The sequence below is a fragment of the Peribacillus sp. 05N428 genome, assembly GCF_056397085.1.
On record NZ_JBFTMS010000028.1, the window covers coordinates 1 to 12,185 of the forward strand.

11 protein-coding genes are annotated in these 12,185 nt (G+C 38.6%); 2 read left to right on the forward strand and 9 right to left on the reverse strand.

Annotation, left to right across the window (positions count from 1 at the left end; genetic code table 11):
• Window positions 1-202: 202 nt before the first annotated feature.
• The 6 genes from AC1DIV_RS21125 to AC1DIV_RS21150 all read right to left on the reverse strand — a co-directional run bounded on the left by AC1DIV_RS21125 (window position 203) and on the right by AC1DIV_RS21150 (window position 7,309).
• Window positions 203-976, reverse strand: a complete 774-nt coding sequence (locus tag AC1DIV_RS21125) for a GNAT family N-acetyltransferase (protein WP_477577360.1) — start codon at window positions 974-976, stop codon at window positions 203-205.
• Between the two features lie 65 nt (window positions 977-1,041).
• A complete protein-coding gene (locus AC1DIV_RS21130; RefSeq protein WP_477577362.1) occupies window positions 1,042-1,425 on the reverse strand; it encodes a DUF6262 family protein in 384 nt (127 codons plus the stop codon).
• A gap of 6 nt (window positions 1,426-1,431) precedes the next feature.
• Complete coding sequence (locus AC1DIV_RS21135; protein ID WP_477577364.1) at window positions 1,432-3,450, reverse strand: tyrosine-type recombinase/integrase; 2,019 nt, start codon at window positions 3,448-3,450, stop codon at window positions 1,432-1,434.
• An 18-nt stretch (window positions 3,451-3,468) separates the two neighbouring features.
• A complete protein-coding gene (locus tag AC1DIV_RS21140) occupies window positions 3,469-4,569 on the reverse strand; it encodes a tyrosine-type recombinase/integrase (protein ID WP_477577366.1) in 1,101 nt (366 codons plus the stop codon).
• A 218-nt stretch (window positions 4,570-4,787) separates the two neighbouring features.
• The gene (locus AC1DIV_RS21145; protein ID WP_340877780.1) at window positions 4,788-6,392 is read right to left on the reverse strand and encodes an ABC transporter permease; all 1,605 of its coding nucleotides are present in this window, start codon (window positions 6,390-6,392) and stop codon (window positions 4,788-4,790) included.
• The gene (locus tag AC1DIV_RS21150; protein ID WP_095395152.1) at window positions 6,392-7,309 is read right to left on the reverse strand and encodes an ABC transporter ATP-binding protein; all 918 of its coding nucleotides are present in this window, start codon (window positions 7,307-7,309) and stop codon (window positions 6,392-6,394) included. The genes AC1DIV_RS21145 and AC1DIV_RS21150 overlap by 1 nt, the downstream gene beginning before the upstream one ends.
• A 153-nt stretch (window positions 7,310-7,462) precedes the next feature.
• Between AC1DIV_RS21150 and AC1DIV_RS21155 the strand changes: the two genes are divergently transcribed.
• The gene (locus tag AC1DIV_RS21155) at window positions 7,463-8,050 is read left to right on the forward strand and encodes a TetR/AcrR family transcriptional regulator (RefSeq protein WP_477577368.1); all 588 of its coding nucleotides are present in this window, start codon (window positions 7,463-7,465) and stop codon (window positions 8,048-8,050) included.
• Window positions 8,051-8,128: 78 nt separating this feature from the next.
• Here AC1DIV_RS21155 and AC1DIV_RS21160 read toward each other — a convergent pair whose 3' ends face one another.
• Window positions 8,129-8,827 (reverse strand): GntR family transcriptional regulator, encoded by a 699-nt coding sequence (locus AC1DIV_RS21160; RefSeq protein WP_253349934.1) that lies wholly within the window; start codon window positions 8,825-8,827, stop codon window positions 8,129-8,131.
• 1,040 nt (window positions 8,828-9,867) lie between these two features.
• Here AC1DIV_RS21160 and AC1DIV_RS21165 point away from each other — a divergent pair.
• Window positions 9,868-10,317, forward strand: coding sequence for an N-acetyltransferase family protein (locus AC1DIV_RS21165; RefSeq protein ID WP_477577405.1), 450 nt, complete (start codon window positions 9,868-9,870; stop codon window positions 10,315-10,317).
• Window positions 10,318-10,411: 94 nt separating this feature from the next.
• On the opposite strand, the gene AC1DIV_RS21170 is transcribed toward AC1DIV_RS21165, so the two are convergent.
• Window positions 10,412-11,428, reverse strand: a complete 1,017-nt coding sequence (locus tag AC1DIV_RS21170) for an ABC transporter permease (RefSeq protein WP_477577370.1) — start codon at window positions 11,426-11,428, stop codon at window positions 10,412-10,414.
• Window positions 11,425-12,150 (reverse strand): ABC transporter ATP-binding protein, encoded by a 726-nt coding sequence (locus tag AC1DIV_RS21175; RefSeq protein ID WP_477577372.1) that lies wholly within the window; start codon window positions 12,148-12,150, stop codon window positions 11,425-11,427. Before AC1DIV_RS21175 ends, AC1DIV_RS21170 begins: the two co-directional genes overlap by 4 nt.
• Window positions 12,151-12,185 lie beyond the last annotated feature (35 nt).

Here is a 12,185-nt window from a genome sequence, read left to right on the forward strand (position 1 = left end):
CGAGCCAAGATTTTATTCCACGCTTCCTCCAGCCCTTACCTCACGATAAGTACCTTGCGCTTCCTTAGTGGTTGGTCGATGTGTACCCCCACAGTGGACTTTCACCACCTAGATAGATGCCATGCCTGGCACACAAGAAAAAGCTGCCTAAAAGACAGCTCTGATCTTAAGCTAACGCACCCATTAGAGAAATAAGTCCTTTTTACCTTCTAACGAATACTGAATATTCTATCGGATTTTCGAATCCTAATCTTTCTGCCAGCTTTATCGATGCAAAATTGTTAACATCACAATCCCAGTTGGGTTTCAAATTTCTTTCAATACAATGTTCAATGAATATTTCTGCAACATTTTGAGCTAAGCCCATTTTTCTATACTTATTTTGAGTTGCAATATCAATTTCAGCAAATTGTGATGAACTAAATATAGCTGTACACTCACTTACAACGGTATCATTATGTAGCAAACAATAACCAAAACCATTCTCAAGAAAATTTGATACTGAACCCCAATATTCATTATAATAAGATTCATTAAATTCCAGACTTTCAGTAATTATTTTTTCATCTATTCTCTTTACTATAAAATCTTTAGGAACTTTTACTTTATTTATTGTTGAATATGTATCCTTATTAAAATGAAAAGAATATCTATGCATTTGTCTTAAGTCTTTTCCAAACAACTTATTTATAACTTGATTCCATTCTTTGGATGGAGAAAACAAAGTGAATCGCTTTTTATCATTTTTTCTGCTTCTATAAATTTCTAAAAATACGCTGTTAAGACCATTGTTCATTTCGTCTCCACCAACAACAAAAATACCTGAATCAGTTCCAATTAAAACTGTTTTCTTCAATTCATCCATATAAACCTGTCCAGGAATATAATTATCTAATACAGAGTAAGCAAATGTTGGATAAGTTTCTTTATACTTTTTTTTCAGTAAATTTATGGCCTTTTTAAATTCATTATTCACACACTGGTTCCCCCTTTTTTTGATTATTCCTCATACTTGTTGTACTAGTAACAGTACCGATGCGTTTATATTTTGTTATAAATTTTGCCGTAGTTGATTTTAACCTTATCTTTTAGTTCCTGACATTCTTTTTCTAATTCTTTTACTCTCTTGCGTAGACTAGCAATTATCACGTCTTTAGATTCTTCTGATACATTTCTTTTGACTTGTTTAATGCTCAATATACCTTCCTGTTGGCTACGAAGATATTCAATCCTTTCTTTAAGATTTGGGCTTTTATAAAGGTAGGTTTTAGAAACCCCAGCGTGTGTTGATACTGAATTGAAATTTATTTTTTGTTGAGTTTTGATCATTTGTTTTATGGACTGTTCGACTTTTTTTAGTGTTTTTTCCTTTTTTTCTTTCGCATTATTTATAAGTCCAGATACATCAGGCTTTTGATTGCCCATTGTTGTTTAAACCTCATTTCTTTCTTTTTTCATATACTCCCTACGATCCTTGCTTAAACCGTAAATACCATCGCCCGCCTCAAGCGAAGATGCAATTTCCTTATAACGTTTTAACTTCGGCTGTATCAATTCAATGGATCTGAGCCTATTTGATTTTTGGTAAAGCTCAATGTCAGATTCAATTTTTGAAATTTGCTCTTTGTAGTAACTCAAGAATGTATGGTCCGCATGGAAACTCCTACAATTATTTTTTATGCAGGGTGGTTCCAACGTTTGTTCCAAAAAGTCACAGGTTAGTTTTGGACTCTTAATACAAAAACCATGATCCAACCTAATAGAGTCCATGTTATGTCGTATCCACTCAAGTTCTAAGCCATTTTCTTTTGCCTGACCTTCTAAATCTGCTTTAATAATGTTGCCATTAGGAGAGAGCATCACAGCCCCTTTAGATCGCGCTTTCTCCCACTCGTCCCTTAATGTATTATCATGAATTTGTGCATAAATTAATGTCATTTCCGGGCTTGCATGAGCCATCAACTTTTGTAAGTGGAGGATGTTCATCCCGTTATTAATCATGTTCACTCCATATCTATGTCTAAAGGCATGATTTTTTATATGAAAGATTTCTCCTGAACTGTCCCTAATCTGACAACGATGGGTAAGTTTGTTCAAGTTATCGTTAAACACTTTTGCCGAAATCGGAAGACTTTTTCTCCTCCCGTCTATATTTGGAAAAAGGAGGTCTCTTTGATTTGAATCTGATGATTCAGTATCCATTAATTTGACCTGAGCATGTATTACATCTGCTATATCATCAGTGATGGGGATTTTATGATTAGTATAGTTCACTTTTCTTTGATCTCCGACTAACCACCAGCCGTCACTTTTCTTTTCTAGACAGTTTTTCTTCAATAAAAGTGTGTCGGATATACGGAACCCAGATGCTTCAAGTACTAACAGAATTGGGACATAATGAGCATTTAATTCAGAAAGGTTTTCAAGAATCTGTTCCCAGACATCGTCAGGTATATACTTGATATCTTCGGCTTTCAACCGTTCTTTCTTTGGAAAATCTTCCGGGAAAATCAAGTGATTTATCGGCTTCTTGGGTGCAAAATCCCATTCCAGCCTTTGGATATAAGATACGTAGGTTTGCACTTCGTACAAATATACTCTAATTCTGTTCTTCATTTGTTCTTCGATGGTATTTTTGCTGTTTCCTTTGAGTGGCAATGTCCGTAAATGCCCCATAAAAGACAAGATGTCATTACGTGACAATAAACTCAAGTCATCCCATTCAGGATAACTTACAGCGATAAATTTAAAAAATGCTGATAGGGGAGGGAGTATACTTCTTGACCGAGCGAAACTTAAGTTTTGCTGTATGACCATTCGTTGCTCCAGGTATTTTTTAACCCATTTTCGAAACGGTGTGACAACCGTTTCGAAAGAAATAGTGTACTCACCTCTTGTCTCGTTAAAATCAATGGGTAATTTGCGGACATCCCATCGGTCTTTTTCAATTTCAGCCCTATTATCATAATAATCTGAAAAAAACTCGTATAGTTGATTATAGAGATTGATATATATTGAAGCTTTTATGTATTCTTTATTACCAATTGCGTTTTTTCCGTGAGTAACTATGGGCAAATTTCGCGAAGCTAAAAATGTGCGGTATTCTAAAAGAAATTTATCCTTGTTGATATCGATAATCGAAATTGAATTGGGGTATTTTAGAGATATAAACTTAGCCAATGCTTTAACGGCAGGATAATATCCGTCCCAAAGAGATGTATGGCGATAGGTTTTATTTTGTAGTCTTACTGAAAAATAAAACTTTACTTCGTTCCGAATGTTAGGATTGCTGATTTTTGCAAAATTCATATTTCTCGCCTTAAATTTCATCTTGCCTGAATACTTAATAGGACATTGTTCTATATTCCATACATCTTCGGCCCAATAACCAGTTAGATTTTCTATCATGTAACTGACTTGTTTAGCTAATCGAAAAGTATCTATATGCATAAAATCCTTCTCTCACTGTTATTCTTTCTTGGTGTTTCTGTTCTTTATTGCTTGAGTGTAACTTTCGCGAAGTTGATCTTCATTAATATGTACATATGTATTTATGGTGGTCTGGACCTGTGCATGACCTAATAGCTTTTGTATGACTGAAATTTCTACACCTTTCGCATGTAGTTCCGATGCAAAAGTATGTCTTAACATATGAGGGGTAAAATCTATTCCCGTCTTTTTCCTGATTCTTTTAATCATCGATTCTACGGTGTTCCGGCTTAGTGGGTATCCTTTGTTAGGACCTTGTAATTTTATGAATACATGGTTAGAGTCTACTTCATTTGCATGGTAATCAATTAGGTAGTCTTGGAATAGATTCATCGTTTCTTCGCTTACAAAAACGATTCTATTTTCACCAGCAGCCGTCTTTGACTTTTTAACTCTAATAGTGTTTTTTATAATATTAAAATCTTCGATTTCAAGCCCAATCGCTTCCCCTATACGTAAGCCACCCTCATATAATATTCGTATTAATAATTCATCTCTTACGTTAGTACAATTGTCATGTATAGTTTGTACTTGTCCTTGTGTTAATGTTTTTATCTGCCTTTTTGTTTCTTTCACCTTTAATATATTTTTGTCTATTAATCTATTTTTTGATATATGATGCAAAAATGGTTTGTAGTTTCTATTGCGTGAGGAAATCTTTTTTGTGCTAGCTTCCTTTAATCCATTCTCATGCATGTTCAATCGGTCTAAAAAATCATAGAAGGACATTACACAGGTTAATATAGTGTTGATTGTTCTCTCAGAACGAACCGAGTTAATTGGCCTTATCGTAGTTATTTTTTCTGACTTATGAGAAGTTCTTAGCCAACTTATGAATTTAGCTACATCTTCTATGGAAATGGACTCATAGGATAATTCCTTTTCCACTAAATACTCAAAATATAGTTTCAAGTGATAACAATAAGAACGTAAAGTATTAACTGATCTTCCTATGTTATCCATATACTTTAAGTATTTAATTACTGGTATGACTGGCTCTCCTCCACCGTCAACTAATATGTAACGGTTCCCTTCACCCTCAATTTTATTAATTGTTATTTCATGTACTTTCATACGCATCACCAATCCACATAGTATCAATTATGATAATCATTGTCTACTTTGGTAACCATATCCACCAGATATATATAACGATTAAACACCGTAGAAATTCCCCTACATACACCTATTTATGATTACTATTGATACGGTGTATTTTTGTGGTATAAATAAAAACAAAGAAATCAGGCTTTAGTCTGAAGACAATTTGCAACAATAATAGAATCATAGTCGAACCATCAACCGCGGATATCCCGTTTGTTATATCCGAGAAAGCCTGCAGCCAATAATAAGATAGCTATGATTGTAAGCATGGATACTTTCATGAAGTCGATATCTTCAACAGGAAGTTTCGGAATATGGCCAAATGGCGTTAGTTTTCCCATCCATTCCGGGAATTGAAGCATTCCCCCTAAATAAACGACTAAGATTGAGTATGTCAAGTAAAGCCAAGTCAAGCCGGATAATTTTGGTGCAAAGCCAATAAACAGCACGGCGATACCAATCATGATCCACATCGCAGGCAGGTAGACCATCGCTGCACTAAATATAGTGCCGAAAGCAACCCCTTCATCCATCACTGAATTCCCGACTGCCCAAAGACCGATGTCAGCAAGCGCAAGCATGAGAAAACCTCCAATAACGGAGATGATAAGATAGCTGCCCATAAGCCTTGTACGGGATACAGCACGGCTCAGTAAATGTTCAGTATGGTTCTTTTTTTCTTCCCCTTTAAGTTTTAACATCGCCATTAAAGGCGGGATGGTGCATATCATGGCGATGACTGACATCAACATTGTCAAGAATTGTTCTGTCAGCGAATAGCCTTTCACTGGCGTCAATAGTTCGGCCATCATTTCATTTTTTGTAAAAAAGGATTCCAAATCACCTAAAACGGAACCGTAAGATGCACCCAAAATGAACATCCCGGCTGCCCAGGCGATCAATCCTGTACGCTGCAGCCTCAGCGCGAGCCCAAGCGGACTTTTTAAAAACGATGAAGCATATTTCCGGCCGGGCTTAGCCGGAATGAATCCAGCTTCCAAATCACGGATGGCATTCAAATATAGAGATAAGGCAACCAAAATGATTGCCGCACCGATCGTAAGGATGATTGGCCACCAATAATTATTCACATATACTTCTGAACTTAAAACCCAACCCAATGGTGAAAACCAGGAAAGTGTTTCATTGCTGACATCCCCTATCGCCCGAATAAGATAGGAGAGAAGCAATACAGTGATGGAGTAACCCATCGTACCTCGAGCACTCTCGGTAAGCTGGGCAAATAATGCCGTTATTGCCGAGAAGAAAATACCGGTTGCCCCCAAAGCAGCTCCATACATAAGGGAACCTTCCAAATCCATGCTTTCTATTCCCAGAGCATACAATCCGAAACCCATTATTATCGCGATCAACGCATTCGTTCCATACGATACGGAAATGGTTGCATATAAATTAGCCAATCGTCCAGCCGGCAAAGAACGGATCATTTCGATACGGCCGTCCTCTTCATCTGCGCGTGTATGGCGTGTAACAAGTAAAATACTCATTATCCCCACGGCCATAGCGGTTAACAGTAACATTTGATGCGCCATCATCGCTCCGTTTGTATAGTCATCCAGGCCGTAACCTTTCCCCACCATCGCTGTCATTGCAGGGTTCTTCATCGTTTCTGCAATGGTTTGCCTTTCTAGCCCAGTCGGGTACAGATCGGTGAATGCCATAGCAACCATAAAGGAAAGGACGGATAAGGAAATGATCCAAACAGGGATCCGGACCCGATCTTGCCGTACGATGAATCGGGAAAGTCTTCCTGTATTATGATAGGACTGGTTCGCCATTATAACGCACCTCCCGCCCCAGAATCTGAAGTCTTCCTTACACCTTCATAATGGCTCATGAATAAATCTTCCAATGTAGGCGGCGCGCTTTCCAATTTCACAATTCCAAACTGGCTTATATACTTCATGACATTATCCAACTCATCTGTATCCACTTGGAATGAAAGTGCCTGGTCTTTCATCACGATATCCCGAACACCGTTTACATTCCCTAAAGCAGGAATAGGCTGCTTCGTTTCGACAAGCAAGCTTGTTCTCGTTAAATGACGTAACTCATCCAATGTTCCCGTTTCAATTATTTGCCCTTGCCGAATGATGCCCACTTTATCGCATAACCTTTCCACTTCAGAAAGAATGTGACTGGAAAGCAATATGCTTTTCCCTTCATTTTTCGCGTCCATCACACATTCCTGGAAAACCCTTTCCATCAATGGATCTAGACCTGATGTTGGTTCATCCAATATATAAAGGTCGGCATCAGATGAGAAAGCAGCGATCAAAGCAACCTTTTGCCTGTTTCCCTTTGAATAGGTTCCACATTTCTTGGAAGGGTCCAAATCGAATTTTTTTATTAGTTCTTCGCGTCTGCTTTTATTGTTCGTCCCGCGTAATTCAACAAATAGATCAATGACTTCCCCGCCTGTTAAGTTGGGCCATAGGTTCACATCTCCCGGTACATACGCGATTCGCTTGTGAATTTCAACCGCATCTTTCCATGCATCCTTGCCAAAAATTTTCGCTTCCCCATCCGTCGCTTTTAAAATCCCGAGCAGCACACGGATCGTTGTTGATTTTCCAGCACCATTGGGACCGATGAACCCAAATACCTCCCCTTTATTCACTTCAATGTTCACACCATTTAAAGCAGTGAACTTTCCAAACTTTTTCGTTAAATCCGTTGTTTTCAATACTGACATTCCTCATCCACCTCTTCCTCATTGAAAAAATATGAAATATCTTAACCGATTTAGTTCATAATATACAAAAGGAGAATTCCTGACAATAGTTTATGAACTAATTTAATTGTTCTATTACATATTTTTAATTAAACTAAGGTTGAGGTGAAACAAATGGACGGATTTCAACGACGCAGGGAACAAAAAAAATTGAATATATTAGAGGCTGCCTTGGCTTTATTCATGGAGTATGGTGTCCAAAAGATTTCGATTGGGGAAATAGCAAAAAAAGCAAATGTATCTCAAGTAACGATATATAATTACTTCGAAAGCAAACATAATCTAATTCATGAGGTTTTTGTTTATTATACAGATAAGGCATTGAATGAATTTGAACAAATACTGGCCAGCAACATGGCCTTCCCTGAAAAAATAAAACATCTCATGTTCACGAAAAATGAAACAGCCAAACAAATTCATGAAGATTTTTATCAATATTTAATGAAGGAATATACTTCCGGAATCAATTATATGGAAAAAATATATACAGAAAAGGCCCTGCCCCGCTTTATCGATCTGTTTAACCAGGGGAAGGAACAAGGATATGTTGATCCGAACTTATCTAATGAAGCGATTTTATTTTATATAAAAGCAATGAATGAATATATCCAACGGGAAGAGGTTTATCAAAGCATCCTGCCTTTGACTGAGGATATTATGAAGATTTTGTTTTATGGGATCGTTGGGGAAAAAGAGAAATGAATGAAAAAAAAACGGTGTGAATAAATCGATATTTCCCATTCACACCGTAAAATCTTATTTAGGAATTTCCTGCACTCTTTAAGTCAATGTTAATAATTTGGCTGAAGTGTAATTATATTTCTCGATTGATAAATCAAAAACGGCTCCCGCTTTTAAAAAGACCGTACTTTCAACGATTAATGTCGGATCACCTGGCTGCAAGTCCAAAAGCCTGGCATCATCGTCGTTAAGTTTTTCACACGAAATGATTTTATCCGCAAACCCGATATTCAACTTCAAATCCTCGACTATATATTCATAAATGGAACCATTTGCGATTTCTTTATTTATGATGGGGATGATATCTTTATTGAAAAAGGACTCTTCTATTACAATGGGTTCACCATTTAAGTATCTAACCCTTTTGAGGTTATAGATTTTGGTTTTTACCTGGCATTTCATTTGTTTGGCCAATTTTTCATCAGCTTCTATTAATTCTAACTTCAACACTTTACTTTTCATTTCATCATTTGGAAAAACTTTGGTTAAGCCACCCATATCCCTCATCGAAATGCAGCCCGGTCTGGAAAATTCCCTAAGGAATATGCCGCTTCCTTGAACTTGATAGATATACCCCTGCTCAACCAATATGTTGATTGCTTTTCTAATGGTATTCCTGCTGACATCGAACTTCTTCATCAACTCTTCTTCAGTAGGTAACTTAGTATTTAATGTATATTTTCCTTCTACTATTTCTTTTTCCATTTGTTCTACGACCATTCTATACTTTACACCCATATTTCCATATACCTTCCTCTATACATAATGATTTAGAACAATAATTTAGACTGAATGATAGGTTTTCTTTACAATAGTTTATTTTATAACGATTGTAAAGAAACCTCTATTACTTCAAATTCGAAGAAAACTGAGTTTACCTGCAGTTTTTTTATTAACATTCCAGCTGATTTCAGAAATCCGCTCCCTTTCCGCCGACTGCCTGCCAAGCCTCCTCAGCGCGAGCGCCTGCGGGGTCTCGGCTAGACAGTTTTTCGGCAGGAGTGTCGCATATTTCTTCCATCCAATGAGGATTACAGGTGAAAAACTTAAAGGATAAACTAGTCTTAAACTTGGTTCCGAATAGACCAGCCTACAGTTTGTTCTAGAAAACATTCCAGCTGATTTCAGAATTCCGCTTCTTTCCGCCGACTGTCTGCCAAGCCGCATCAAAGCGAGCGCCTGGGGGGTCTCGGCTAGACAGTATTTCGGCAGGAGTGTCGCATATTTCTTCCATCCAATGAGGATTACAGGTGAAAAACTTAAAGGATAAACTAGTCTTAAACATAATTCGGGATGAGATCAGCCTACAGTTTGTTCTAGAAAACATTCCAGCTGATTTCAGAATTCCGCTCCCTTTCCGCCGACTGTCTGCCAAGCCGCATCAAAGCGAGCGCCTGGGGGGGGCCTCGGCTAGACAGTTTTCGGCAGGAGTGTCGCATATTTCTTCCATCCAATGAGGATTACAGGTGAAAAACTTAAAGGGTAAACTAGTCTCAAACATAACTCGGTGTGAGATCAGCCTGCAGTTTTCATTTTAAAAAACGATCCAGTTGATTGGAACGTAAGGTACGAGACTCCTGCGGGAAAAGCGTGGCCATGGGAGATCCCTCAGGAGTCACCGAGGGCGGACCGCCCGCGGAAAGCGAGTGCCTGGAGTGGAAATCAACGATCAGATTTACTAATCCTCAAAAACGTGCGAAACCATATACCTTAGGGTATTTATATATCATGATAACAAAGCGGATAACCAAGTGCGAAATGAGGAAGGAAAATGAATGATGAAGACCACAATAAATGAAGTCTCGAAAGAAAATGTAACGGATATTTTGAAATTGCGAATAAACGAAAAGCAAAGGGCTTACATCGAAACGACTGAACAATGTTTAAAAGACGCTAAGGAATGTAACTATTACAGGCCAGTTGGGCTCTATTATGATGATATCTTGGTCGGCTTTGCGATGTATGGTTTTTTCCCTGGGGAAGGCGAAAATGGCAGAGTGTGGTTAGACCGCTTTTTCATTGACGCTGCACATCAGGGTTTCGGGCTTGGAAGTATCATGTTGGAGGCTTTAATAAAAAGAATAATAGAAGAATATGATTGTCCTGAAATCTATTTAAGCATAGTTGAAGATAATCAGGCTGCCCTTCATTTGTATAGGAAATTCGGCTTTGTATTCAATGGCGAATCAGATTATAACAACGAAAAGCTCATGGTCAAAAAGGTGTAAGTATCTAGATCCCTTTCAACTAAAAGCATGTCAGTAAAAAAAAGCCGCTTCCTCACTTTCCAGGAATCCGGCTTCTTTTGTTAAGTTGTTGATTTCATAGTGCACGGTATTTTTTTAAGCTAATGATATTGATGGTGATAAAAACGATGGCAAAGACCAGGAGAATGAGCAGATCCAGTAAGACCTCATTGAACGTGAAACCTTTGTACATAATGCCGTTCATGGCATCCGATGCGTAATAGAGAGGCATGACCTTGCCGATTTTTTGGAGCCAGTCTGACATGCCATCCAATGGGAAAATCCCTGTAAAGAAAACTTGCGGCACGATGACCAACGGAATGAATTGTACCATTTGGAATTCGGATGTCGCGAAACTCGATAGTAATGTACCAAGCGATAATGCAACGAGCGCGACCAGTATATTCGTCAGTAAAACGAGCCAAATGGAGCCAACAAGGACGATATCCAATACATTGACAGCATATAGTACGACAATTATGGTTTGAATTAGAGCAAATAAGCCATATCCGATCACATAGCCCGCTACGATTTCGTATCTTTTAATCGGGGTGGCAAGCAGCCGTTCCAACGTACCACTTGTACGCTCCTTCAAAAGCGCAATCCCCGCTATTAAAAATACAAAGAAGAAAACGAAAAAGCTGACGAGCATCGGACTGAAGGTATCAAAACCCTTTGTGTTGGCATCTCCGTAAACATATTTCTCCTCAATTGAGGGAGTGTTTTTTTCATTCCCTTGCAAGCCTTGCATCATTTGCATTTGAACGGCCTTTGCCCGGGTCGGTTCGTCGTTCAAAAGTGTGAGTTTCATTTTGCCATTTTCAACATGCAGCCAGCCATCCGTATCCTTTTCAATCATCTTTTCCTGTGAGAATTCCTCAGCAGCCGTCACTTGAAAATCCGCTTGTTTCAATGCTTTAACGATCGTTTCATCACTACCTGTAACAACGATTTTCAAATCACTTGCCTCTGTATCGAAAATAAAATACATGAGCGTTAAAATGAGCAATGGAGCCAGGAAAAATAAAGCGAGCGTCCTTCGATCCCGGCGCATCTGCTGGGTAATACGAGTAACAAGAGAGGCAATTCTCATTTTAGGCCGCCTCCAATCCTTAAAAAAACATCATCAAGCGTTTCCGCGGCAAATTGAGTTTTTAAAGCTGCAGGGGTTCCTGCCGCGATGATTTCACCTTCACGCAGCATCGCCAGTTTATCGCATCGCTCCGCTTCATCCATCACATGCGTCGTGATGAAGATCGTCTTATCATCTTCATTCCTTAAACGCTCAAGTTCCTCCCAAATCGATTGTTTCAGCAAAGGGTCTATTCCTACTGTCGGTTCATCCAAAATGAGAATTTCCGGATTTTGGATGAGTGCAACCGCAAGTGAAAGACGGCGTTTCATTCCCCCTGAATAATGGGCAACCCGAACGTTCAAATCATTCGTCAGCTGTACGATTTCAGCTGCATATTGAATGCGTTCCCTTCGTTCCTTTTTCGAAAAACGGTATAGCTTCGCAAAAAATTCGAGGTTTTCAGCTCCCGTCAGTTCTGTATATAAAGCATCGGACTGTGCCATATAGCCGACATCCATTAACAGGGCTTCATTTGGCACTTCATGATCCAGAACCGTGACTTTACCCGCATCGGGTTTAATCAATCCGACAATCATTTTAATCAAGGTCGTTTTTCCGCATCCGGATGGACCTAACAAACCAAAAATTCCGCTTTTTTCAATATTCAGGCTCATTGGCTGAATGACCTTCTTCTGCTGAAAACCCTTAGCAATTCCATCAATGGAAATCGCCTTTTTCATTGCACACACATCCTCCCTCTTTAATTAACACGGTG

What these genes read in the sequence shown, in the direction of transcription:
- AC1DIV_RS21130 (WP_477577362.1), bottom strand. Translation starts at nt 1,425, where the DNA reads ATGGGCAATCAAAAGCCTGATGTATCTGGACTTATAAATAATGCGAAA.
- AC1DIV_RS21135 (WP_477577364.1), bottom strand. Translation starts at nt 3,450, where the DNA reads ATGCATATAGATACTTTTCGATTAGCTAAACAAGTCAGTTACATGATA.
- AC1DIV_RS21140 (WP_477577366.1), bottom strand. Translation starts at nt 4,569, where the DNA reads ATGCGTATGAAAGTACATGAAATAACAATTAATAAAATTGAGGGTGAA.
- AC1DIV_RS21145 (WP_340877780.1), bottom strand. Translation starts at nt 6,392, where the DNA reads ATGGCGAACCAGTCCTATCATAATACAGGAAGACTTTCCCGATTCATC.
- AC1DIV_RS21150 (WP_095395152.1), bottom strand. Translation starts at nt 7,309, where the DNA reads ATGTCAGTATTGAAAACAACGGATTTAACGAAAAAGTTTGGAAAGTTC.
- AC1DIV_RS21155 (WP_477577368.1), top strand. Translation starts at nt 7,463, where the DNA reads ATGGACGGATTTCAACGACGCAGGGAACAAAAAAAATTGAATATATTA.
- AC1DIV_RS21160 (WP_253349934.1), bottom strand. Translation starts at nt 8,827, where the DNA reads ATGGGTGTAAAGTATAGAATGGTCGTAGAACAAATGGAAAAAGAAATA.
- AC1DIV_RS21165 (WP_477577405.1), top strand. Translation starts at nt 9,868, where the DNA reads ATGAAGACCACAATAAATGAAGTCTCGAAAGAAAATGTAACGGATATT.
- AC1DIV_RS21170 (WP_477577370.1), bottom strand. Translation starts at nt 11,428, where the DNA reads ATGAGAATTGCCTCTCTTGTTACTCGTATTACCCAGCAGATGCGCCGG.
- AC1DIV_RS21175 (WP_477577372.1), bottom strand. Translation starts at nt 12,150, where the DNA reads ATGAAAAAGGCGATTTCCATTGATGGAATTGCTAAGGGTTTTCAGCAG.